Below are 22,990 nucleotides of genomic sequence, written 5' to 3' on the forward strand. Positions count from 1 at the left end.
CCTGCGGAGATTCCCATGCGTCCACGAACCACCGGGGCGGCCCTGGTCGCCCTGTCCCTCCTGCTGACCTCGGGCACGGCGGCACACGCCGCACCCGGCCGGACCGCCGACGGGGTACCCCGGGCGGTCGAGCGAGTGGCCCGGCAGACCCTGCCGGCCGGCGACGGCTGGGCGTCCGAGGGCCCCGGCACCACCGGCGGCGCGGCGGCAACGCCGGACCAGGTCCACCTCGTCCGCAGCCGGGCCGACCTGGTCCGGGCGCTGGGCGGCGACAACGCCACCAACAAGAGCAACGCCACCCCGAAGGTGATCGTCGTGGACGGCACCGTCGACGGGTTCACCGCCGACGACGGCCACCTGCTCGGCTGCGCCGACCTGGCCGACCCGGAGTACAGCCTGGCGGCCTACCTGGCCGCGTACGACCCGGCGGTGTGGGGCATGGTGCCGCCGACCGGGGCGCTGGAGGCCGCCCGGGTGCGGTCGGTGGCCAACCAGACCCGGCAGACGCAGATCAACGTCGGGCCCAACACCACCATCGTCGGCCGGGGCGGGGCGGTCCTCACCGGGCTGACCCTGATGATCGACGGGGCCAGCAACGTCATCGTCCGCAACCTGACCTTCGACGACGCCCGGGACTGCTTCCCGGCCTGGTCCCCCACCGACGGCGCGACAGGCAACTGGAACTCCCAGTACGACCAGGTCTCGGTGCGCCGCAGCGAGCACGTCTGGGTCGACCACAACACCTTCACCGACGGCGACAACCCGGACAGCGGGCAGCCGGTGTACTTCGGCCGGCCCTACCAGGTGCACGACGGGTCGCTCGACGTCACCCACACGGCCAGCCTGGTGACCGCCTCGTACAACCGGTTCACCGGGCGGGACAAGCTGATGCTGATCGGCTCGTCCAACACCGTCGGGCCGGACGTCGGCCGGTTGAAGGTGACGCTGCACCACAACCTGTTCGACCGGGTGCTCCAGCGGCTGCCCCGGGTCCGGTTCGGCCAGGTCGACGTCTACAACAACTGGTACCGGCTGGCCGGCGACGACTTCGCGTACGCGATCGGGGTGGGCGTGCAGTCCGCCGCGTACGTGGAGAACAACTTCTTCACCCTCGGTGCCGGCATCGCCGCCGGCGACCTGCTGTACGACTGGGGTGGCACCGCCGTCACCACCCGGGGCAACTGGGTGGACGCGCCCGGCGCGCTGCCCCGCCCGGTCGACCTGGTGGCCGCCTACAACGCGGCCCACGACCCGGACCTGGGCGGCGACGCCGGGTGGACGCCGGCCCTGCGCGCGCCGCAGGCGGTGCCCGCGCCGCTGGTGCCGCTGGTGGTGGGGCCGTTCGCCGGGGCCGGTCGACTGCCGCTGTGAGCCGCCTGCGTCGGGCCGTGCCGTCCGTCGGCGCGGCCCGACCGCGGGGTCACCTCGGCAGGGTGAGCACCTCCGCGCCCTCGGGCGTGATGGCGATCGTGTGTTCGCTGTGTGCCGTGCGGCAGCCGGTGGCGCTGCGCAGCGTCCAGCCGTCGGCGTCGGTGACGAGGGTGGCGGTGTCGGCCATGACCCAGGGTTCCAGGGCCAGCAGCAGGCCGGGACGTAGCCGGTACCCGCGACCGGGCCGGCCGGTGTTGGACACGTGCGGGTCCTGGTGCATGGTGGACCCGACGCCGTGCCCGCCGAACTCGGTGTTGACCGGGTATCCCGCCGCGTGCAGGACCGTGCCGATGGCGTGCGAGAGGTCACCGACGCGTGCGCCCGGTCCGGCGGCGGCGATCCCGGCGCGCAGCGCCCGCTCGGTGGCGTCGATCAGCGCGACGCTCTCCGGGGGGCGGGTGTCGCCCACCAGGAAGCTGATCGCCGAGTCGGCGACCACGCCGCCGAGGGAGACGGCGAGGTCGAGGGAGAGCAGGTCGCCGTCGGCGAGGTGGTGGTCGTACGGCAGTCCGTGCAGCACCGCGTCGTTGACCGAGGTGCAGATGTAGTGGCCGAACGGGCCCCGGCCGAAGGACGGCGCGTAGTCGACGTAGCAGGACGTCGCCCCGGCGTCGACGATCATCTGCTGCGCCCACGCGTCGATCTCCAGCAGGTTGGTGCCGACCACGACGCGGCCCTTCAGCGTCTGGAGGATCTCGGCGACCAGCGCGCCGGTGTCCCGCGCGCGCCGCACGTCGGTGGGGTTCAGGATCTCGATCATGCGGTGCCTTCCGTGGACCACCAATAAGTATCCCGGCCATGTTATCCCGGTACTAGAATCGCAGCCATGGTCAGGTTGCCGCTCACCCCCGCCGAGGTCGCCCGCGGACGACGCCTCGGCGCCCTGCTGCGCCGCGCCCGGGGCCAACGGTCGATGCTCGGCACCGCGCTGGCCGCCGGGCTGTCCCCGGAGACCCTGCGGAAGATCGAGTCCGGTCGGGTGGCCACCCCGGCGTTCCCGACCATCGCGGTGCTCGCCGATGTCCTCGGCCTCTCCCTCGACGCGGTCTGGTCGGAGATCAACCAGTCCGACGGCGGGATCACCGTGCCCGACCCCGGCGAGCGGCTGGCCTCGTAGCCCCCCGACGCCTGCCGGGGGTGCACCCCGGGCCGACCGGGAGCCCCCTGCCCAGGGGTGGTGCCCGGCGGCGGGCCGGGACAGGGAGAATGGCCGGGTACGGTCGGGCTGCCGACCCCGGACGACGACGATCAGCGGGAGGTGGACCCGGGTGGCCGGTGGACGCGACGTCGGCGCGGACCGGCCCGAGCCGGCGGCCGGCCCCCGTCCGGCGGACGACCCGACCGGCACGGCGCTGCGGGCCGGCACCCCGGAGCCACCCGCCGACCCGGCAACCCGCGCCGGCACACCGCAGGTCGGCCCGGTCGAGAAGGCCGGCACCGCGCCATTGGCAGACCCGGTAGCGCAGGCCGGCACGAGCGGTGAAGGCGGTGCGCCGTCGGCGTTCCGGACGGCGCTGGCCGCCGATCCGGCCCAGCTCTCCCCCGCCCGGGAGGCGCTGCGGGCGTGGCTCACCGGGGCGGGCGTCGACGAGGCGGACGTGGAGGTGGTGCTGATCGCCGTCGGGGAGGCGTGCGCCAACGCCATCGAGCACGGCTACCGGTTCGCGCCCGGGGCGAGCGTCACGGTGTCGGCCCGGCTGCGCGCCGGGCGGCTGGAGGTCGAGATCCGCGACACCGGCGGCTGGCGACCGGGCCCGTCGCAGGGCGGCGACCGGGGCCGGGGCCGACTGATCATGGCCCGACTGATGGACGAGGCCCAGCTCGACGGCACCCCCGACGGGACGACGGTTCGCCTGGTCAAGCACCTTTCCGGCCGGAAATGACGTGGTCACATGCCCGACGACGGGGTCGGACCGACAGTGAAGATCGGCTATAAGTAGGCGATGGAGTTCCCGCCGTACCTCGCCACCATGCCGATGCACGCGATCACCGAGCTGCACGGCGAACCGGGCCTGCTCGCCCGGTTCCGGCTGGAGTTGCCGGCCTTCGCCGCGGCCGACCGGGAGCGGCTGACCGAGGCTCTCGACCTGGCCGCCGAGCTGCACCGCGACGACCGGCGCTCCCGCGAGCCGTACCTCAATCACCTGCTGCGGGTGGCGATCCGGATGATGCACCACTACCAGGTGCGCGACCCCGACGTGATCGTCGCCGGGCTGCTGCACGACGCGGTGGAGGACCACCCGGGCGAGCTGGCCGGCGCGGGGGCGGCCGACCCGACGGCGGCGGCACTGGCCGCGCTGGCCGACCGGTTCGGCGACCGGGTGGCCCGGCTGGTCGCCGCGGTCACCAACCCGGTGTACGACCCGGAGCGCGACCCGCACGTGCAGTACCGTGAGCACGTCGCGGCCAGCCTGGACCGGGAACCCTGGGCCCGGGTCATCAAGGTCTCCGACTTCACCGACAACGGGGTGGGCGTGGTCTACGCCGTCGGGCCGAAGGTGGCCCGCTCGGCGGCGAAGTACCGGCCGCTGGTGCCGGTCTACCGGGAGCTGATCGCCCGGCCGGACACCCCGCTGTCGGCACCGGTGAAGCGGCACATCTTCGCCCAGCTCGACCTGGCCGAGGAACGGTTCAGCGCGATCCTCGACCACCCCAACTGACCCCGCCCCCTGCCGCGACGGTAGGCCGGCGGGGTGCGCGGGCCGGCGGCGCGACGCGGACGCTCAGCGCAGCGCGCCGCCGGGCGGGACGGCCACCCCGCCGCCACCGAGGACGGCGTGCAGCCGGTGCCGCAGGTCGGGCAGCCGCTGCGGGGTGTCGCGCAGCAGCAGGCAGACCGGCTCCCGGGCGCCGGCCGCCACCCCGCCCACCACGTCGAGCAGCGTGCCGAGCTGACCGGGTGGCTCGTCGGCCAGCAGCAGGCCGGCGTCGGTCACCTCGAGGGTGAGCGGGCCGGCGTCGAGCCGGTCGGCCAGCACGTCGGCGAGCGCGTCCCAGTTGCGGCCGAAGTGGCCGGGCAGGCCGAGGGCGTCGGTGAGGGCGTGGAACAGCGCGGGGCGGGTGCGGGCCGCCGCCCCGGCCACGGTGACCGACGGCGTCGGGTGCCCCGCCGGCCGGGCCTCGTCGGTCACCCGTAGCCAGCCCGGCTGGCGCTGTCCGGTCATGGTGCATCCTCCTGCTCGACGGGGCGGGCCGGCGGACCGGCCCGCCCCGGGTGGTCCTCGGTCAGATCCGGTAGAAGTTCGCGTAGTGGTCGGGGGAGAACCAGGTCGCCCCGCTGCTCCTGTTCACCACGATGCGGTACGCGTCGCGCGCCGCGCCGGAGACCCGCGGGTAGACGTCGTACTCGTAGTAGGTGGCGCCGGCGGGGAGCTGCCCCTCGTAGTTGTGGAACTGGCCGCCGGCGAAGTTCGACAGGCCACCGCTCCAGGAGTACCAGCCCCGGCTGGTCGGGAAACCCTTGCCCGACCAGCCGGAGCGGGCGGTGCGGGCGTCCGCGCAGCGGGACATCGTGCAGGAGCCGTAGACCGCCGCCGACGCGGGGTCGGTCAGCCTCGGGGCCACCACGGACGGCCCGACGAGCAGCGCGGCGACCAGGGCGGTCAGCAGCGCGAGGAGGCCCGGCAGGCGGCGGGCCCGGGTGCCCGGGGTCGGGGCGGTGGCGGGGGTGACGGGGTTCGCGGGAGTGCTCAACGGGTCCTCCGGATCGCGGGGGCCGACAGGAATGCATCGATCGGGATGGTTATCCCGATCAGCCACATTCTGGCGGGAGGCGAACCCCGCCGGCCAGAGGCCAGCCTCGCAACCGTGGATGAACGCACCATGATCGGCACGCCACCGACTGTTGAAATGCCCGGTGGGCGCCGGACCGGGACCGGGCGGCTCCGTCGGCCGCCCGGTCCCGGTCGGGGTCAGCAGCCGATCCGGCTGGTGCCCAGGGCGACGTCGTCGTACCAGAGGGTGTCCGCGCCCTCGCCGTAGCTCTCCCAACCCAGCTTCAGGTCGGTCAGCCGGGGACGCCAGGTGCGGTTGAGCCACTGGCTGTCGATGTCGTGGGTGGGCACCCCGTCGGCGGTCAGCCCGGTGACGGCGGTGCCGTCGAGCCAGGTGCGCAACTGCCCCTGGTTGCCGTCGACCATGAACTCCAGGCACGTCCAGCGCCCGGTGGGCAGCGGCACGCTCAACGCCACCCCGGACGGGCTCTGCTCGGGCAGGGTCGCGTCGTCGGAGGCCCGGTTCCACTGCAACGCGCCGTTCTGGCCGCCCATCCGCAGGTCCTTGTTGCCGTCGGCGGCGTCGGTCATGGCCATCATGGTGACGTGCTGGGTGGGCAGTGCCGTGGTGTGGCGCAGCCAGATCCGGCCGTACCGGAGGGTGCCCACCGCGCTGAGATCCCTGGTGGAGCGCACGAAGACGTGGTTGCAGTAGCCCTGCGCGCCGTCGATGCGCAGCGACCGGCCGCCGCTGTGGGTGGTCGCCGTGTCCACCGAGGCCCGGCCCGTTCCGGAGCAGTCCGGGTTGACCACGCTCCAGTCGCCGGACGGCGTCGTGCCGGTCTGGTTCTCGAAGCCGTCACAGAGCACCGCACCGGCACACCCGGCCGGCGGCGGCGTGGTGGGTGGCGGCGTCGTGGGAGGCGGGGTGGTGGGCGGCGGAGTCGTCGGGGGTGGCGTGGTCGGCGGAGGCGTGGTCGGGGGCGGGGTCGTCGGCGGAGGCGTCGTGGGGGGCGGGGTCGTGGGCGGCGGGGTGGTGGTCGGCGGCGGAGCGCCGTTGCACGGTACGCCGTTGAGCGTGAACCCGGTCGGCGCGGCGGAACCCGAGGTGCTGGTGCCCTGGACGCCGAACTCGGTGGAGCCGCCGGCCGGGACGCTGCCGTTCCAGGCGGCGTTGCGGGCGGTGACCGTCGTACCGGACTGGCTGACCGTGGCGTTCCAGCCGCCGGTGATCCGCTGGCCGCCCGGGTAGGACCAGGTGACGGTCCAACCGTTCAGGGCGGTGTCGCCCGGGGAGACCCGGACGTTGGCGGTGAAGCCGCCGCTCCACTCGTTGGGCTGGTAGTCGATCCGGCAGCCCTGGGCCGCCGAGGCGGTGCCGGCGAGCACGGTGGTGACGGCCGCGGCCACCGTGGCGGTGGCGGCCACGACGGCGGTGATACGGGTACGGGAGATCCTCACAGGGGTCCTTCCGGCTGGCCGTCGGTGTGGACCGACGGCGCGGGAGCAGTGACGTCGCTCGCGCGTCGACGCGCCGTGTCGGCACGTGGACAACAGCCCGGCTCAGGCCCAACAGCCGCCCGGCAACTCGGCGGCACCCGGACCCAATGTAGTGATGGTTGCCTATGGAAACAAGTCCACCCGCAGCGGAGTCGGTTCCACACGCGGCACCGGACGGTGGAAGTGTCACGGTTGATTCACCGCTGCCGGCGTGACAGGCTCCGCCCATGTCACCCTCGGTGAATCCGTGGTGCCCGCGACCGCACGGGGTGGCCGGCGCCGGTGTCGGCCGGCGATGAGGTTCGGACAGCGCTGCAGCCGACTCGACCGGCAGGAGTGTGCCGCGCTCATCGCCGCGGCGACCACGCTCGGCGGCACGGCGCACCTTGCCTGGCGGCTGGACCCTGACGCCGTCGACCCGGGGTTCGCGGTGCTGTCGAAGCGGCTTCTGGAGGACCGCCGCGCCGGGCGCACCTTCGTCCTCCCGGGGGCCGTGCGCTCCTGGTTGCCGCTGCGGTACGCCGATCCGGACGCCGCCTTCGCGCTGGCGCTCGTGCTGTTGTGGGCGTACGGAACCCGGTCCCACAGTGACCGGGCCGGACCCGATCACGTGGATGTCGCCCTGTGGCACTTACGGATGCTGCTGCCGTCGGATCTCCACGGTGCCCTACCGGCCATCGCCGCTGCCTGTGCCGCGCACCGGGCGTCGCTGCGGGCGACGGCCCAGGTGGATGACGAGGTGGTGCGGCGTTAACGCCGTACGCCCAACGCCCGCTCCAGGTGCATCAGCAGCAGGAACGGACGGGCCCGCTGGGCGGCCCGCCGCCAGGTGAGGGCGCGGAGTCCGTATTTGAGGACGACGGTGGCCGGCACACTCGCACCGAGCACGTCCCAGACGACCTCCTCGACGGCCTGGTGCGCCACCCGGGGGCGGGCGAACTCGGCCACCGTCTCCCGGTACCGGCGGGCGATCTCCCGCGCCGTCGCCTCCGGGGTCAGCACCGGGTCGTAGCCCTGGGACACCGCGAGCAGGGACTCGTCCAACAGGCGACGGAAGTCGGCGTGGTACCGGCGGGACTCGACGATCTGCGGGACGGTCAACTGGTCCAACGAACCGAGCTGAAGCTGCCCGAGGACGTTGCGCACGACGGCGGCGTCGAAGCGTTCCGCCGGTGGCCGCGCCACGCTGGTGGCGAGTTGTGCGCCGACGGCGGGGTTGGCGAGCAGCCCGTCCTGCTCGAGTTCGGACGAGATCACCAATGAGGCCATGTGGTTGCGCAGGCTGACGATCTCGGCCGCGCCCTGTCTGAGGACCGGGCGGCCGGCGGCCACGCTACGGTACGCCTCCTCGCGGATGCCCCGCATCACCTCGTCCATCCGGATCAGGTTCTCGCGGAGTCGTCCCTGCGCGAGAACCAGGTCCGCCCGTCTGCCGGTCGGTACACCACGTCCCACCCGCACCCGGCCGGCGTCGTCGACCTCGTACTCGTGCCCCCAGAGCCGCAGCAGGCCCGCCTCGTGCAGTTCGTCGACGCGACGGTTGATCTCGGCAGCCCGCTGCCGGTGGCTCGCGGCGATCTCGAAGGAGGCCCGCAGCACGACCTGGTCGGAGAAGAAGAGCACCGACTGGAGGACCTTGTCGATCGTCCGGGCATCGATCACTCCACTGTCCAGCAGCGTGAGGGACCGGTTCACGCCGACCCCGCCAGGTACGTGAGGTAGTCGACCTCGTACAGGTGGGCGCTCCACGAGTGGTGGCACAGACGACTGCCGGTAAGGCCCAGTTCCAGGGCGGCGTCGGCGGCGAGCTGGGCGAAGGTGAGCAGCTCCGGTACCAGGCCGACCCACACGTCGACGCTGCGTGCGGTCAGGAAGAGCACGAGGTCGTCGCCGACGATGCGCATCGCGCCGCCGACCGGCGACACCGGGAACCGACCACCGAGATCCTCGTCCGGACGCCAGAGGGAGAACACCGCCGACCGGCTGTGTTCGTCGCGGCGCAGCAGCTCCACCGCCTGCGCGAACTGGTCGATCGGCGGGCCGTCACCGTCGGCCCAGCGCCGCAGCCGCTGGTACAGCAGCGATGTCTGCCGTTGGTCACCGAAGATCCGGTCCCGGTAGTCCTTGATCAGCTCGGGATACAGGTAACCCGGTGGCGGGGTGAGGTCCGCCGGATTGCGCAGCCAGACGGTCAGGCCCGGGATGTCGAAGGACACGCCGTGCCGGGTGGCGATCCTGGTGGGCTGCTGGCGCGCGAACAGCGCGACGACCTGCTGCCAGGCGGCGGCGACGGTCGGGGCCTCAATCTCCATCCGCCACCGTTCCCCGCCGTTGGAGTATTCGATTGGACTGGTAGAACGACTCCACGCTGCCCCGCTCCCACCAACCGTCCAGCTCCGGCCGGACGATCAGCTCGGGCCGGTGGAACGGCACCACGGACGAATCGAGCTTCCCGCCCGGCTCGTCGGCCGTGCCGCCGCCGCCACGCCGCAGGCGCACCAGCCGGTCACCGGCGAACCAGGTGCCGAGCCGGACCAGGACCCGACGCACGGCCACGTCCTGGAGATGGTGGCCGGCACCCCGCTGGCTGGCGTAGTCGAGTCCCGACAGCACGTCGGACGGGTCCCGGTCGTAAACGTCGCGGGCGGTCCGGACCAACCGGTGCCGCAGGTCGGGATCGTCGTCGAGCCGCCGGTGGTAGGCGTCCTCGTAGAGGCAGAGTGCGGCCTCCCAGGGGTGGACGAGCGTGCCGACGCGCCAGACGAGTCGCCATCGTCCCGAGCCGAACTCCGTCTCCCACGCCGCCATCCGGTCGCGCCGCCGGGCTCCCAGGTGACCCGGACGGTCCACGTCCACCCAGCCGTCGTCATCGACGCACGGCACGGTCACGGCGCGCCCGCCGGGGCGGCGCAGAAGCTCGGCATGTCCAGCGCCGGTAGCGACGACACGTCGAGAGGGCCGGGCGCGGTGAGGGGTGGAGTACGAGCGACGAGACACACGTCGGTCGCCAGCAGGGGTACGTCGTGGTCGAGCCCGTTCGCCGTCAGGGTCTCGCCGGAGGTGACCAGGAGCACCCCGCCCCCGCCGGGATCGGCCCTGATCACCCCTTCCGTCGAGCCGTGCAACGGCACCACCCGCGCGGCGCGCAGGGCGGGACTGGTCACCGCCCATGCCCGGGTGATCGCGGGGTACTCGGTCCAGAGGGTGTGCACCGCGCGTCCTGCCACCGTGCAGAAGGTGACGAAGGAGGTGCGGATCGGCGGTAGCGCCCACATGAACAGCGGCCGCGCGTGTGTCAACGACCATTCGACACAGGCGTCATAGCCGCCGATGCCGAGGTCAGCTGCGCCGGAGGCGACCAGTTGCGGCACGTCGAAGCCACGGCAGCGGATGATCGCGTGGTCGGCGGACCGGTGCCACAGCTTACGGGGATGTTCCTGGGCCAGGGCGGGGAACAGCTCCTCGACGAGGGCCGCGACCGGTGCGTGCAGTCGGCTCGACGGGGCCGGGGCGGCGATGATCATGAAACGCCGTCCCGTGGCGCCCGGTCGATCTGCTGCACCTTCTCACCGATCTCGGTGACCGGCACGACGGCGTCGACCAGGGCCCGTACGGCGAACTCGGTCGGCTCCTCCGAACAGAGCACCACCTTGTCGAGGGCGCGCGCGTAGCCCACCTCAAGGCAGACACTGACCCCTGCGTAGCCACCGCTGGTGATCACATAGACGGCGTCGGACCTGGCGACCTTGGCGAGGAACTCGTGGGTCAACCGGGCCTTGTCCGACTCCCCGACCACGACATGTTCCTCGTTGTAGTCGAATCGAGGGGTGTAGACGGTGAGCCCCCGCGCCCGCAGGGTGTCGGCGGCACGCTGCGCCAGATCGTAGAACTTGGAGCTGCTGCACACCGTCACCTAACTGATCATGAGATTCTCCATTTGTCCTTTATGGGAGTTTTGGGCTAGAAATATGTACCAAATGTCTGGGTACATCCAGATAGCGCGCGCCGAGTTCGCGGAGCAGAATCTGCTCCCACATCAGCGAAGGCGACTCACCTCCCGGGTCGGGAAGACCCCGTCGGTCGGCGAGGACCGGGTAGTCGAGATGGAAGGGACGCACCGCCAACCGTCTCGGCAATGCGGGGTCGATCGCGGCCAGTTCCTCGAAGAGGGACTCCAGATGTGCCACCGTCCAGTCGTTGGCACCCACCGCCGGGAAGACGTCGAAGCCCAACTCGATGGCGACCTCGAGACCACGCCGGATCATCGGCCAGGCGGCGTCGCCCGGCGGGGAGTGCAGGGTGCCGTGCACCTTGATCCGGCGCAGGGCGGCCCGCTCGTCCGCGTCGAGCGACAGCCTGCCCTCCTGCCAGGCGTACGGCAGGGCGGAGAGGTTGGACTCGACCTTGAGCACCGCGACGTCGAGCAGGCCCCGCCGTCGCATCTCCCGGTGGACACCGAGAACGAGACCGGGTGCCAGCAACGGCTCGCCCCCGCTGAGCCGCAGTAGGCTCAGTCGACGCCCGGCGTCAGTCGCGGCGTGCCGCAGTTCGACGAACTCCTCGACGACCCGCTCGGCGGTGGTGACGAAACTGTCCCGGCCGGCGAGGTGGGGAAAGTCGACGTAGCAGTACGCGCAGCGGAAGTTGCAGGCGGCGACGTGGGTGATGGCCGCCAGGTTGTGCTCGCTCCAGTGGCCGCCCAACTCGGCGGCGACGGTGACCGGGCTGTCCGACAGGTTGGCCACGTGCCGCAACGCGGCGAACTCGGGCAACGACGTGGGCAGCCGCATCCTGTCCCGTTTGACCGGGGTGAACAGTCGGAACTGCCGGTTCTGCACCCCACCCAGCGCCGTACGGGTGAGGTCGGTGAAGGCGAAGTCCCCACCCCCGACGTTGACGATCCGATGGGATCGCACGAGCATCGGCCGGTCATCCGACGAAGGGCCGTTCATCTCACTGATCCGCTGTGGACGGTCATCTCACCGCTCGTCTTCGAACAGCGGCTCCAGGTGCTTCAGCAGCACCGCGGTACTGACGTTGCGCGGCAGGTCCAGCCGCAGATCGACACCGGGGCCCTCGACGGTCAGCACCACCGTCGCCCGTTCGTCGCGCAGTCGCCAGTTGCGGATCGCACCCACCAGCGCACCCAACTGGGGCTGGAGTCCGGCGAGGGTGGCCAGATTAGCCAGCACGGCGGTCCCCTCGATCGCGAGGGTGAGAGCGGAAAGATCACGCACTCCCTCGTAGGGCAGGTCGATCTCGTCGAACACGTCCGCCGGCAGCAGAAGTTTCACACTGGTCATTGCTCACCCCTCGCAAGCGCCGCGATCCGTTCCTGGACGGCCGCGTCGAGTGGGTGCAGGCTTCCCGAGGCCGGCGCGCCGGAGAAATAGCCCTGCACGTGGTGGATGCCGAGGTCGTAGATCTGCTGGAGACTCACCGGCGCCTCCTCGTCGTAGCCCTCGACGATGACGGTCCTCGGAGAGGGCGCGTGCCCCTGGTCGCTGGCGTACCGGGCCACCCGTGCCACCAGCGCCAGTTCGTCCACCGCCAGGGGATGGTGCAGGATCTCCCGATCCACCTTGATCTGGGTGAGCCGCAGCTCCGCCATCCGGGCCAGCGAGGCGTGACCCACCCCGAAGTCATCGACCGCGAAGTTGATGTGCAGGTCACGGGTGAGCGCGGTGAGCCGGTGGTGGAAGTACACGAGCGGCTTCTGGGACCAGAGTTCGCCGGGACCCGGAATGATCTCGTCCTGCTCGGATATCTCCAGGGTCAGCGTGCGCGGCGACAGCCTCGCCTCGGCCAGTGCCTTGGTCACCTGGTGCAGATAGGCGTCGCTGAGCAACGAACGCACCGCCACGTTGACCGACAGGGGTTTGGTCCCCTGCCACTGCGCGACGCCATCGGCCTCGGCATACGAGTGGATCGCCCTGGCGGCCAGCAGGGCGTCGCGTTCGACGATGAAACGGTCACCCCAGTCATACGCCATGCGCAGGGCCGGCAGTGGCGCGCGGCTCTCCCGTTCGTTACGGCGGGCCAGGGCCTCGAAACTGTGGATGCTCACCCCGGCGGCACGCAGACCCAACTCGACCACCGGCTGGAACACCATGGTCATCGACGAGACCAGCTGCCGGTAGAGGCTGAACGCGTAGTCGTACAGCATGGCGGGCAGGCGTCCGTACGCCGTTCGCAGCGCCGTCAGGACGATCATCTCCGCCTCTACCGGGTCACCGAAGAGGTCGGATTCCCAGACCGCGCGCAGCATCACCGCCAGGGGTTCCCCCATGTCCAACTGCGCCAGGGCGGGATCGACCACGACGAGAGCGACGACCCGCTCGTCGGAGTGGGACACGGGGACACAGAGCATCCGTCGCCGTGGCCCGTGCGAGATGATGTGGCCCGGCATGGTGGTCCGGTACCGGCCGGCCTCGACGGCGGCGAGATCCAGCATCGGCTGGAGCAGTTCGCGGTCGAAGCGGGGAGTCGCGCTCACCGTCTTGCAGTCGGTGCCGACGAACTCCGCCACCGCCACCGACTCGGCGTCCAGGGCGTACCGCAGGAGTTCCACCCGTTCGGTCTGGTCGCCCTGCTGGCTGTGGTGTGACGGCCGGTTCTCGGCCCGGAACATCCGGCCCAGCAACTGCATGATCGAGTTGCTCTGGTCGTCCAGGGGATTCTTGCAAGGGCGGGTCGTGCCCGGTTTGGCCGGAGCGTTCAACGCCAGCCGCTCGTGCCGGGACACCGGTGGCTGGGTCAGCACGGTGGTCGGTCCCCACGTCGTCACCCACTGCGACGGCGGCGGTTCCATCCCCTGTGCGGCCACGAACGCCGCCATGTCCGCGAACGACACCCGCTTCAACTCGTCCGCCGCCGCACCCCGCAGCGCCCGCAGCACGTGGTGGGTCAGCACACCGTGCCCGTACTCCTCGCTCTCCCGGGCGACCGCCCCCCGGGGGCAGGCGAGCAGTGCGCTGTGCCGGTCGACGTGGGTGCGGTAGGTCTGCATCGCGGCAGCGTGCCGCCGGTCGGCATCGGCGTAGATCCCCGCCTGGCAGCAGTCGAGCACGAGGAACGAGGTGCCCGCGAACGCCTCGAAGACGTCCCGCTTGAGAAACGACATCCGCAGCCCGCTCTCCGGTTCCCGACGCAGGGACTCCGGGTCGAGATCGGCGGTGACCAGGTACGCGTCGAGCTGGTCGCTCCAGTCCGGCACCAACGCGTGCCCGGCGAAGTAGACCAGTAGGACATCCGATGGCTCGGACTCGACAGCGATGTCGCGCAGGTGCGCCTTGATGCTCTTCGAGGTGGCCTTCACTCCGGTGAACAGTGCAACGTCACCGTCCTGAAAGGTGCCGTTGTCCTCGTCGAGGAGCACACGACGGAGTGCCTGCACATCACTCTCGGCGAATTTGAGCGCCGGCATCTGCACGTTGTTTCCGCAGTGGTTGACTCCGATCAGGACAGCCTGTCGTTTGCTCGGCGCCATGGCACACCCCCGGAACTGACCCGTCGTGCGGTCACGGCGTGAAACCGTGTCGACACAGAAGGCGACCTTATCGGCTGGCGTTGACCTCCTTGTCCGAGCAGACAGTCAGATATCCGTCATTCACTGTGGATCGGCACGTGGTCGAGTCTTTCCTGTCGACTTCGGACATCGATGATGCCCCACCACCGCCCGTAGGTGGTACCGGTATGGATACTCATTCCGGAGTTTCCGAGAAGCCGGCCGACGAGACGGACGGCTTGCGGTCGGCATCGTGTCGGTAGACCACCCGGAACCCGAGGTGCCGGGCCATCGGCGCCCATCGTGCGGATCTGAACAGGGTCTCGGCACTGTCCACGCGACGACCGTTGACGAGTCGTTCCAGAAGCGTCGTCTCGAACGCCGCCGACTCGACCCAGTCGAGATGCTTCGTGAAGCCGCAGACCATCGTGGCTCCGGTCTCCGTCAGGAAGGCCCTCAGGGACGCCTCGGACGCACGCAGGATCGAGCGGCTTCCGAAGTAGAGGCGCTTCCCCCCACACCGGCCGGACATCCAACCGGCGATGTCGGTCAGGTCGACCGTGTGCTTGCCGGAAAGCTGCAGGCTGGTCGGCGTGCCGGGGGATGCGAAGAAGCCGACTTCGTAGGCTGCGTAGCGTCGCGACGACAGCCAACTGTCGAGGAAGTACCGCAGTTCATCGGCCGTGGCCGTGTCCCGGTGGATGAAGCGGAGCCTCCCGAGCCGTTCGAGGAGTTCCAGCGTGGGTAGCACCGAGCCGCGTTCAGCGAGGTCGGCGTGCCATTCACCCTCCACGCAGAAAACACCGTTGGGTTTGGCCACGTCGAGGTCTCCTCCGGCACCGGGAACAGCCGACGCTAGCCGTCCGGCCCAGGTCCGTGGATCGGCCGATTGGTCCATTGTGGAGTTCGGTGCGATGGACTCCCGGACGGAGCACCACGGGCTGACAGACGCAGTCAGACGCTTGTCGTCCCGGGCCACCCCGCCCGTCTGGTAGGGCCCGGGGATCCCCAGCACGCCGACGGCCGGCCCGAGCACCGGGGGTCCGCTGTCTTCCGGGCAGGACAGGTGCCAGGTCTGGCCGGCGGGGTCCGACAGGTCAGACCCTTCACCGCCGTGCCTCACGCCGGGAGCGCCGTCGCGGGTGACCGCTGCGATGTCGTAGCGGTGCCGTGGTGGTGCTCGCAGATCGCCGAGCGGGGTGGTTGATCACCAACCGAAGGCGTTGCAACGCCGCGGGTGCCGCCTCAGCCTTGGCAGCTACCAGGTGAGGGTGGGAACCCGCCCTACAGCTGGGAAACCAGCCCTACAGCTGTGACCCGTACCGGCGCAGGGAGTGGCCCCTCCGGGCGGTCGGCCCGCGAACGGGCCGACCGCCCGGTGTCTCAACGGCCAGCGGAGAGGCTGGCGCAGTCGGTCTCGTCGGGCAGTAGCGGGCGGAAGGTGACGGCCCAGCGCTTCCCACCGGAGGTCCACGGGGTCGCCGCATTGGCCTTGCCGGCGGTGGCGATCACCTGCTGCACGGCAGCACCGGTGACGGTCACGCACCCCAGGTCGAGGCCCTCACCGAGGCTGGCCCCGGGAAGCACCGGGCCGGGCCACTCCATCCTGGGCTGCTTCGCCGTCTCGGGGGTGGCGACCCACGGCCCGGCCACCGCCGCGATGGCGGTCGGCTGGTACGGCTGCGTCGCCGCGTTCCCCGGGTCGGTCAGCTTGTCGGCGAAGGTCCGCAGTTTCTCCCGGGCGGCCTGCTGGGCGGGGGTCAGGCCGGCCTCGGGACCGGTCGCCTCGCCCAGGGCGTAGACCTCCAACTGCTCGCTGCCGACCGTCCCCCGGATGGTGAACCGGGTGGTGGTCACGTCGGTGATCGACGGGGTGCCCACGTCGACCGCGCTGCCCACCCCGGCGGCGCGGGCCTGTTCGACCAGCTTCGCCACCTCGGCCGTGCTGATCGTGCGGACCTGGAGGTTGGGCAGCGCCGGCCCCGGATAACTGAGGACGGTCGGCCCCTGCGTGATCACCCGGCCGTCGGCATAGACGCTCACGGACGGCAACCGGGTCACGTTCGTTTCGGGCCGCACGAAGCCGCCCGTGTGGTCGATCCGCAGCACCGGCACGTTGGCGGGAAGAGAAGTCGGGGCCGCATCGGGCGCGACGCCCGCCCCGTCCTGCCCCGCACAGGCAGCAGTGAGCAGAAGCACCGGCACGACCGCCGCCCACACACCTCGAAAACTCGTCATACCCCCTTCGACGCACCCGGTCCCCCCACGGCTCCCTGTCCCCACCCCCAAAACCGCCACGAAAGGGTAATCAAGAGTTTCGCGTCATCCCCACTCCGGTGATCAAGAGGTTCGCGTCAACGGGGAGATCAAAGTTGACGCAAACCTCTTGATCAACAAGGGTGGGCCGACGTTGGGGCGGCAGGCCGATGCGGGGTGGGGTCAGGGGGTGGAGGTTTCCTGAGGCTGGGCCTGGCGGGCGCGCAGGAACGGGCCGAGGCCCGACCCGTCCTCGGTGGCAAGAAAAGCGCCGCGCGCGGTCAGCAGCGTCTCGTCGGCGTGCGCCATGCAGCCCCATGCCGTGTCGCCCCACGAGTCGGCGAGCTTGACCTCGGCCGGTTCGGGGCAGGGCTCGCCGCGCCGGCCGCCGATCTGGCAGCGGGCGGGTGCGCCGCCGCGCCGGCCGGCCGCCTCGGCGGCCTCCCGGATCAGCGAGAACCGCGCCTCACCGCCCGCCTGCGGGTCACGCTCCTGCTGCGGTACGGCCTGCCGCTGCCCGAAGGCGACCACGTTGCCGTCGGGGTCGGTGACCCGGCACTCGCCGCCCGGCGCGTGTTCCGGGTAGCCGGCCTTCCGCACGGGGTGCCCGGCGGCGGTGAGCCGTTCGGCGGTGGCCGTCAGGTCGTCGACGTAGAGGTAGACGAGCAGGGGCAACTCGACGGTGACCAGGCGCGGGGTGACCGCCGCCAGCAGCAGCGTCAACTCCCCGCACCGCAGGTACGACCAGTGTGAGCCACCGTCGCCGCCGGCCCGGATCTCGGTGTAGCCGAAGTTCTCGTAGAACCGTCGGGCCGCGTCGGCGTCCGCCACGTACAGCACCGGCACCTGGGCCCGCACACCACTTTGCACGGCGTCACTCTAGTCACCGACGATCGACGACTCACGTCTTGCAGATCGGGTTTTTCCACCCGCCGGGGTCGCCCCTGGTCAGCCGGCCAGGGTGGCGTACCGGCCGGCGCGGGCCAGCAGCGCCTCGTGGGTGCCGGACTCGACGATCCGGCCGTGGTCGAGCACCGCGATCTGGTCGGCGTGGCGCACCGTGGAGAGCCGGTGCGCGATGGTGATCACCGTACGACCCTCGGCGAGGGTGTCGAAGGCCCGTTGCACGGCGCGTTCGGTCTCGGTGTCCAGCGCGCTGGTCGCCTCGTCGAGCACCAGCACCCTGGGGTCACGCAGCAGCGTACGGGCGATCGCCAGGCGTTGCTTCTCGCCGCCGGAGAAGCGGTGGCCCCGGGAGCCGACGACCGTGTCGTACCCGTCGGGCAGGGCGGCGATCAGGTCGTGGATCTGCGCGGCGCGGGCGGCGGCCTCCAACTGGGCGTCGGTGGCGTCGGGGCGCGCGTACCGCAGGTTCTCCCGGATGGTGGTGTGCAGCAGGTAGGTCTCCTGGCTGACCACGCCCACGACGGCGGCCAGGTCGGTCAGCCGCAGGTCGCGCAGGTCGACACCGTCGATGGTGATCCGGCCGGCGTCCGGGTCGTGCAGCCGGCTGACCAGGGCGGCGAGGGTGCTCTTGCCGGAGCCGGTCTCGCCGACCAGGGCGAGGCTGCTGCCGGCCGGGACGTCGAGGTTGATGCCGGCGACGGCGGCGGTGTCGCTGCCCGGGTAACTGAAGGTGACGTCGTCGACGCGCAGGTGCCCGCGCACCCGGGCCGGGTCGATGGTGACCGGCCGGGCCGGGTCGTCCACCTCCACCGGCAGGTCGAGGTATTCGAAGATCCGGGCGAACAGCGCCAGCGATGCGGTCAGTGTGACGCCCACGTTGAGCAGCCCCATCAGCGGCCGGAACAGCCCACCCTGGAGGGCGGTGAAGGCGACCAGGGTGCCGATGCTGAGGGTGCCGGCGGTGCCGGGCAGCCCCGCGCCGAGGTAGATCACCGCCGGGATGGCGGCGAAGATGATCGTCATGGTGGCCATCCGCCAGCGGCCGGCCAGCTCCGAGCGCAGCTCCAGGTCGACCAGCCGGGCCGAGCTGGCGGTGAACCGGTCGATCAGCGCGCCGCCCGCGCCGAGGGTCTTGCTGAGCTGTACGCCGCTGATCGACAGCCCCTCCTCGATGGTGACGTTGAGGTCGGCCAGCTCCCGCTGGCGCTGGGCGGTGATCTCGCGGCGCATCGCGGCGACCCGGCGGGTCAGCCAGATGGCCGGCGGCAGCACCACCAGCGAGACCAGGGTGAGCCGCCAGGACAGCGCCACCATGGCGACCAGCGTGGCCACCACGGTGGTCAGGTTGGACGCGATCGAGGTGGCGGTGGAGGTGACCACCGTCTGCATGCCGCCGATGTCGTTGGTGATCCGCGACTGCACCTCGCCGGTGCGGGTGCGGGTGAAGAACGCGATCGACTGGCGGTGCAGGTGGGCGAAGACGTCGGTGCGCAGCCGGTGCATCACCAACTGCCCGACCCGGGTGGAGATCCAGGTCTGCGCGACGCCCAGCACCGCGGTCACGGCCGCGACGGCGATCATGCCGGCGACCAGCCAGACCAGCAGGGTCAGGTCGCGTTCCGGCAGCGCGCGGTCGATCACCGCCCGCAGCAGGAACGGCGAGGCCATCGCGACGATCGACGACACCACGATGATCGCGGTGACCACGGCCAACTGCCCGCGGTACGCGGTGAACAGCCGGCCGATGCGGCGCAGCGAGACGGCGCGGGCCTGGGTCTTCTCGGCGGCGCTGACGGTCCGGGGGGCGCCGCCGCGGCCCTCCCGGTGGGGATGCGTGGTGTCCAAGGGGTCCTTCTTCCGTTCGGGGGACGTTTGCTGAGGTTACCTCATCATGAGGGAACAACAGCGACTCCTGCTACCATATTCCGGTGACCGGCGCGACACCCGAACCGCCAACCGATCCGGCCGCACCCTGCGCCGGGCCACCCACCGACCCGGCCGAGGAGAGCCTCGCCGAGCTGTTCTGGGCGGTGGCCCGACGGCTGCGCCACCAGTCCCGACGTACCCTCGAACCCTGGGACGTCAACCCCGGCCACGCCCGCGCCCTCGCGGTGCTCACCCGGCACGGCGCGATGCGGCTCAGCGCCCTCGCCGACCACCTGCGCATCGCGCCCCGCTCCACCACCGAGGTCGTCGACGGCCTGGAGGAACGCGGGCTCGTCGCGCGCCGTCCCGACCCGGCCGACCGGCGGGCGACCCTGGTCGCGCCGACCGACGAGGGTACGCGGGTCGGCGCGGCCATCCGGACGGCCCGCAGCGCCGAGGCGGAACGCTTCTTCGGCCACCTCTCCCCCACCGACCACGCCGACCTCACCCGCATCCTGCGCACCCTGCGCGACTGACTGCGCCCCGCGTCACCCGCTCCGCCCGACCCCGACTCAGCCCTGCCCAGCTCAGCCCGACCGACCCGGCCCGGCCCGGCCCCACCCGGCCCGGCCCTGCCGCCCCTGCCTGCCCGAGTAGCGGCCGACCCAGCCCAGCCCGAGGGGCGGGGTATGCGCGGTCGGTGCGGGTGGTGGTGGTCGGTGCGGGGTTCTCGGGGCTCGCCGCGGCGGCGGCGTTGTGCCGGGGTGGGGCGCGGGTGGTGGTGCTGGAGGCCCGGGAACGGGTCGGAGGGCGGGTGGCGACCCGGCGGCTGGACGACGGCACGGCGCTGGACCTGGGCACGCAGTGGATCGGCCCGACCCAGGACCGGATGGCCGCCCTGGTGGCCGAGCACGGGCTGACCACGTTCCCGTCGGCCGCGCAGGGCCGGTCGGTGGTGCGCTGGGACGGGCGGCTGCGGGAACTGCCGCCGGAGTCGGTCCGGCAGACGGTCAACCTGCTCGACGACCTTTCCGCCGAGGTGGACCCGGCGACCCCGTGGCGGGCGGCGCGGGCGGACGAGTGGGACCGGCTCACCCTCGGCGGCTGGTTGACCAGCGCCGCGCCCGATCCGGTGACCGCCCGGTACGTGGGCCGGCGGATTGCTGGCGGCGGACCCGGACGAGGTGTCGCTGTTGCAGGTGCTGTTCTATCTGCGCAGCGGCGGCGGGAGCGGGCTGCTGCTGGGGATGGCCGGGGGTGCCCAGCAGGATCGACTGGTGGGTGGGCCGGCCCTGCTGGCGGAGCGGATGGCGGCGGCGCTGCCACCGGGGACGGTACGGTCCGCAGCGCCGGTGCGGGCGATCCACCAGGACGGTCACGGGGTGGTGGCGTACACCGACGAGGGGGCGTACCGGGCGGAGGCCGCGGTGGTGGCGGTGGCCCCGGCGCTGGCGGGCCGGATCGCGTACTCACCGGCGCTGCCGGCCCTGCGCGACGCGTTGACGCAGCGGATGCCGATGGGGTCGGCGTTGAAGCTGCACGCGGTCTACCCGACGCCGTTCTGGCGGGCCGACGGGTGTTCCGGGGTGACCACGTCGACCGACGGGCCACTGACCGAGACGGTGGACAACTCGACGCCGGGCTCGACGCGTGGGGTGCTGACCGGGTTCAGCTACGGCCGGCAGGCCCGGGAGCTGCGCCGGCTGTCGCCGGGGCGGCGACGGGCGGCGGTGCTGGCCGCGCTGGTGGAGCTGGTCGGCCCGGCCGCCGCGGAGCCTGACGACCTCGTCGAGTACGACTGGTCGGCCGACGAGTGGACCCGGGGCTGCTTCTGCGGGGCGCTGACCCCCGGCTCGTGGCGGGATCACGGTCCCGAGCTGCATCGGCCGGTGGGGCGGGTGCACTGGGCGGGCACCGAGACGGCGACCCGGTGGGCCGGTTACCTGGAGGGCGCGGTGCTGGCCGGCGAGCGGGCGGCGGCCGAGGTGCTCGCCGGTCCCGGCACCTGACGCACCCCCCACCTCCCGACCGGCGGAGGCACGAGCACTACATAAATCGACAATCTTGATTCTATCTATTGAAAACTATCTCCGACCATGACCTAATACCTGACAGTTCCTTTCGTCGCTCCCGCCGTAACCACGCGGCATCCCCCAGGGAGGAAAGATGAACCGTCTCCGTGCACTCACGGGCACGCTGCTGGCGACCGCCACCATGGTCGCCGCCACCCTCGGCGTCGTCACCCCGGCCACCGCCGCCCCGGCCGGCCTGCCCGGCATGGACGTCTCCAGCTACCAGGGCAACGTCAACTGGTCCACCGCCTGGACCAACGGCGCCCGGTTCGCCTACGTGAAGGCCACCGAGGGCACGTACTACACCAACCCGTACTTCGCCCAGCAGTACAACGGGTCGTACAACGTCGGGATGATCCGGGGTTCGTACCACTTCGCCCGGCCGGACACCACGACCGGCGCGACCCAGGCCAACTACTTCGTGGACCACGGCGGCGGCTGGTCGAAGGACGGCCGGACGCTGCCCGGCGCGCTCGACATCGAGTACAACCCGTACGGCGCGACCTGCTACGGGCTGAGCCAGAGCGCGATGCGCAGCTGGATCGCCTCCTTCGTCAACCAGTACTACGCCCGCACCGGGCGCTGGGCGACGATCTACACCACCACCGACTGGTGGACCACCTGCACCGGCAACTACAGCGGCTTCGCCGCCACCAACCCGCTCTGGCTCGCCCGGTACGCCGGCACGGTGGGCACGCTGCCGGCCGGCTGGGCCACGTACTCCTTCTGGCAGTGGGCGTCGTCGGGCACCTTCCCGGGCGACCAGAACGTGTGGAACGGCACCCTCGACCGGCTCCGGGTGCTGGCCTGCAACGGCCCCTGCTGAGCCCGACCGGAGCACCGCAGCCGCCGGTCGGCCCGGTATCGATCCCGGCCACCCCGGAGTCGTCACGCCGGTCGACCGTCGGCACCTCCCCCACCCCTGAGGAGCCCGCCATGAACGTACCCGTGTCCCGGCGCAGCGTGCTGCGCGGCGCGGTCCTGCTCGGCACCGCCGGGGCGCTCGCGCCGACCCCGTTCGGCGGATCCGCCGCAGGCGCCGCCGCGACGGGCCACTCCACCGTCGACCCGACCCTGACCGCCGGCGGCACGCCGACCGACGGCAGCGCCCTGACCACCGGCGGCACGCCGGCCGGCGGCCGGGTGGCCCTCGGCCGCGTCGACCAACCGGTGATCGCCAACTGCGCCACCTGGGGGGCCCGGCCGCCGTCGTCGCCGGTGAGCGTGGTCGCGAGCCGACCCAACAAGATCATCGTGCACCACACGGCGTTCCCGAACTCGACCGACTACAGCCTGGCCCACGCGTACGCCAACTCGCGGGAGATCCAGGACCTGCACATGGACGGCAACGGCTGGCTGGACTCCGGGCAGCACTTCACCAACAGCCGGGGCGGCCAGCTCACCGAGGGGCGGCACGGCAGCCTGTACGCGTTGCTGCACGGCCAGACGATGGTGCAGGGCGCGCACTGCGTGGGGCAGAACAGCCAGGCCATCGGCATCGAGAACGACGGGATCTACGTCGACGTGCAGCCGCCGCAGGCGCTCTGGGACAGCCTGGTGGTGTTCTGCGCGTTCACCTGCCAGCAGTACGCCATCCCGGCCAGCCAGATCTACGGTCACAAGGACTTCGCCAGCACCCAGTGCCCGGGGCTGCTGCACGACCGGCTGCCCGAGCTGCGGTCGGCCGTCGCCGCTCGACTGGGTTGATTGCTTATATAAGCGATGCCTGATACAAAGGG

The 22,990-nt window shown here is 71.8% G+C and carries 25 protein-coding genes and 1 pseudogene; 10 read left to right on the forward strand and 16 right to left on the reverse strand.

The annotated features are described in order from the left end of the window. The first annotated feature begins 15 nt into the window (after positions 1 to 15). On the forward strand, positions 16 to 1,371 hold the full coding sequence (locus tag ACN261_RS26730; RefSeq protein ID WP_425852750.1) for a pectate lyase family protein: 1,356 nt from the start codon (positions 16 to 18) through the stop codon (positions 1,369 to 1,371). Positions 1,372 to 1,420: 49 nt separating this feature from the next. Here the strand turns inward: ACN261_RS26730 and map are convergent, their stop codons facing one another. After that, entirely contained in the window at positions 1,421 to 2,191 is a 771-nt protein-coding gene (gene map / locus ACN261_RS26735) for a type I methionyl aminopeptidase (RefSeq protein WP_204922983.1), read from the reverse strand. A gap of 66 nt (positions 2,192 to 2,257) precedes the next feature. Between map and ACN261_RS26740 the strand changes: the two genes are divergently transcribed. The 3 genes from ACN261_RS26740 (at position 2,258) to ACN261_RS26750 (ending at position 4,091) form a co-directional block, all read left to right on the forward strand. Beyond that, positions 2,258 to 2,548, forward strand: a complete 291-nt coding sequence (locus ACN261_RS26740; protein WP_421482416.1) for a helix-turn-helix domain-containing protein — start codon at positions 2,258 to 2,260, stop codon at positions 2,546 to 2,548. A 151-nt stretch (positions 2,549 to 2,699) separates the two neighbouring features. Next, the gene (locus tag ACN261_RS26745; protein WP_425852753.1) at positions 2,700 to 3,314 is read left to right on the forward strand and encodes an ATP-binding protein; all 615 of its coding nucleotides are present in this window, start codon (positions 2,700 to 2,702) and stop codon (positions 3,312 to 3,314) included. Between the two features lie 60 nt (positions 3,315 to 3,374). Continuing rightward, complete coding sequence (locus tag ACN261_RS26750) at positions 3,375 to 4,091, forward strand: HD domain-containing protein (protein ID WP_425852755.1); 717 nt, start codon at positions 3,375 to 3,377, stop codon at positions 4,089 to 4,091. Positions 4,092 to 4,154: 63 nt separating this feature from the next. Here ACN261_RS26750 and ACN261_RS26755 read toward each other — a convergent pair whose 3' ends face one another. The 3 genes from ACN261_RS26755 to ACN261_RS26765 all read right to left on the reverse strand — a co-directional run bounded on the left by ACN261_RS26755 (position 4,155) and on the right by ACN261_RS26765 (position 6,605). Continuing rightward, positions 4,155 to 4,595, reverse strand: a complete 441-nt coding sequence (locus ACN261_RS26755; protein WP_421482419.1) for a barstar family protein — start codon at positions 4,593 to 4,595, stop codon at positions 4,155 to 4,157. A gap of 61 nt (positions 4,596 to 4,656) precedes the next feature. After that, complete coding sequence (locus ACN261_RS26760; protein WP_421482420.1) at positions 4,657 to 5,124, reverse strand: ribonuclease domain-containing protein; 468 nt, start codon at positions 5,122 to 5,124, stop codon at positions 4,657 to 4,659. A gap of 218 nt (positions 5,125 to 5,342) precedes the next feature. Continuing rightward, positions 5,343 to 6,605 carry a cellulose-binding domain-containing protein gene (locus ACN261_RS26765; RefSeq protein ID WP_421482421.1) on the reverse strand — a complete coding sequence of 421 codons (1,263 nt, stop codon included), beginning with the start codon at positions 6,603 to 6,605 and terminating at the stop codon, positions 5,343 to 5,345. A 334-nt stretch (positions 6,606 to 6,939) separates the two neighbouring features. Between ACN261_RS26765 and ACN261_RS26770 the strand changes: the two genes are divergently transcribed. Further along, positions 6,940 to 7,398 carry a hypothetical protein gene (locus tag ACN261_RS26770; RefSeq protein ID WP_421482422.1) on the forward strand — a complete coding sequence of 153 codons (459 nt, stop codon included), beginning with the start codon at positions 6,940 to 6,942 and terminating at the stop codon, positions 7,396 to 7,398. Here the strand turns inward: ACN261_RS26770 and ACN261_RS26775 are convergent. The 12 genes from ACN261_RS26775 to ACN261_RS26830 form a co-directional block, all read right to left on the reverse strand. Next, positions 7,395 to 8,339 (reverse strand): hypothetical protein, encoded by a 945-nt coding sequence (locus ACN261_RS26775; RefSeq protein WP_421482424.1) that lies wholly within the window; start codon positions 8,337 to 8,339, stop codon positions 7,395 to 7,397. The genes ACN261_RS26770 and ACN261_RS26775 overlap by 4 nt on opposite strands. Next, on the reverse strand, positions 8,336 to 8,956 hold the full coding sequence (locus ACN261_RS26780) for a thymidylate synthase (protein ID WP_425852759.1): 621 nt from the start codon (positions 8,954 to 8,956) through the stop codon (positions 8,336 to 8,338). The genes ACN261_RS26775 and ACN261_RS26780 overlap by 4 nt, the downstream gene beginning before the upstream one ends. Next, positions 8,946 to 9,533 (reverse strand): hypothetical protein, encoded by a 588-nt coding sequence (locus ACN261_RS26785; RefSeq protein ID WP_421482426.1) that lies wholly within the window; start codon positions 9,531 to 9,533, stop codon positions 8,946 to 8,948. Before ACN261_RS26785 ends, ACN261_RS26780 begins: the two co-directional genes overlap by 11 nt. Further along, the gene (locus ACN261_RS26790) at positions 9,530 to 10,168 is read right to left on the reverse strand and encodes a hypothetical protein (protein ID WP_421482427.1); all 639 of its coding nucleotides are present in this window, start codon (positions 10,166 to 10,168) and stop codon (positions 9,530 to 9,532) included. The genes ACN261_RS26785 and ACN261_RS26790 overlap by 4 nt, the downstream gene beginning before the upstream one ends. Next, positions 10,165 to 10,557: a hypothetical protein gene (locus ACN261_RS26795; protein WP_425852761.1), complete on the reverse strand. Its 393-nt coding sequence runs from the start codon at positions 10,555 to 10,557 to the stop codon at positions 10,165 to 10,167. The genes ACN261_RS26790 and ACN261_RS26795 overlap by 4 nt, the downstream gene beginning before the upstream one ends. Positions 10,558 to 10,588: 31 nt before the next feature. After that, on the reverse strand, positions 10,589 to 11,566 hold the full coding sequence (locus ACN261_RS26800) for a hypothetical protein (protein ID WP_425852763.1): 978 nt from the start codon (positions 11,564 to 11,566) through the stop codon (positions 10,589 to 10,591). A 57-nt stretch (positions 11,567 to 11,623) separates the two neighbouring features. Further along, positions 11,624 to 11,947 carry a hypothetical protein gene (locus tag ACN261_RS26805; RefSeq protein ID WP_425852765.1) on the reverse strand — a complete coding sequence of 108 codons (324 nt, stop codon included), beginning with the start codon at positions 11,945 to 11,947 and terminating at the stop codon, positions 11,624 to 11,626. Next, positions 11,944 to 14,070, reverse strand: coding sequence for an EAL domain-containing protein (locus ACN261_RS26810; protein WP_425852766.1), 2,127 nt, complete (start codon positions 14,068 to 14,070; stop codon positions 11,944 to 11,946). The genes ACN261_RS26805 and ACN261_RS26810 overlap by 4 nt, the downstream gene beginning before the upstream one ends. Positions 14,071 to 14,347: 277 nt before the next feature. Next, entirely contained in the window at positions 14,348 to 14,971 is a 624-nt protein-coding gene (locus ACN261_RS26815; protein WP_425852768.1) for a DUF6642 family protein, read from the reverse strand. 563 nt (positions 14,972 to 15,534) lie between these two features. Then, positions 15,535 to 16,389, reverse strand: a complete 855-nt coding sequence (locus ACN261_RS26820) for a hypothetical protein (RefSeq protein WP_421482433.1) — start codon at positions 16,387 to 16,389, stop codon at positions 15,535 to 15,537. Between the two features lie 201 nt (positions 16,390 to 16,590). Then, complete coding sequence (locus tag ACN261_RS26825) at positions 16,591 to 17,277, reverse strand: VOC family protein (RefSeq protein ID WP_425852771.1); 687 nt, start codon at positions 17,275 to 17,277, stop codon at positions 16,591 to 16,593. Positions 17,278 to 17,355: 78 nt separating this feature from the next. Continuing rightward, a complete protein-coding gene (locus tag ACN261_RS26830; protein ID WP_425852773.1) occupies positions 17,356 to 19,158 on the reverse strand; it encodes an ABC transporter ATP-binding protein in 1,803 nt (600 codons plus the stop codon). A 173-nt stretch (positions 19,159 to 19,331) separates the two neighbouring features. Between ACN261_RS26830 and ACN261_RS26835 the strand changes: the two genes are divergently transcribed. The 5 genes and pseudogenes from ACN261_RS26835 (at position 19,332) to ACN261_RS26855 (ending at position 22,958) form a co-directional block, all read left to right on the forward strand. Beyond that, the gene (locus tag ACN261_RS26835; protein WP_421486839.1) at positions 19,332 to 19,715 is read left to right on the forward strand and encodes a MarR family winged helix-turn-helix transcriptional regulator; all 384 of its coding nucleotides are present in this window, start codon (positions 19,332 to 19,334) and stop codon (positions 19,713 to 19,715) included. A 176-nt stretch (positions 19,716 to 19,891) separates the two neighbouring features. After that, positions 19,892 to 20,230 (forward strand): annotated as a pseudogene (locus ACN261_RS26840) (FAD-dependent oxidoreductase); the annotation flags it as partial. 133 nt (positions 20,231 to 20,363) lie between these two features. Further along, the gene (locus tag ACN261_RS26845) at positions 20,364 to 21,188 is read left to right on the forward strand and encodes a flavin monoamine oxidase family protein (RefSeq protein WP_425852775.1); all 825 of its coding nucleotides are present in this window, start codon (positions 20,364 to 20,366) and stop codon (positions 21,186 to 21,188) included. Positions 21,189 to 21,345: 157 nt separating this feature from the next. Continuing rightward, complete coding sequence (locus tag ACN261_RS26850; protein WP_425852777.1) at positions 21,346 to 22,077, forward strand: lysozyme; 732 nt, start codon at positions 21,346 to 21,348, stop codon at positions 22,075 to 22,077. A gap of 110 nt (positions 22,078 to 22,187) precedes the next feature. Further along, positions 22,188 to 22,958: a peptidoglycan recognition protein family protein gene (locus ACN261_RS26855; RefSeq protein ID WP_425852779.1), complete on the forward strand. Its 771-nt coding sequence runs from the start codon at positions 22,188 to 22,190 to the stop codon at positions 22,956 to 22,958. Positions 22,959 to 22,990 lie beyond the last annotated feature (32 nt).

The sequence above is a fragment of the Micromonospora sp. WMMD723 genome, from assembly GCF_049863385.1.
GTDB lineage: Bacteria > Actinomycetota > Actinomycetes > Mycobacteriales > Micromonosporaceae > Micromonospora > Micromonospora wenchangensis.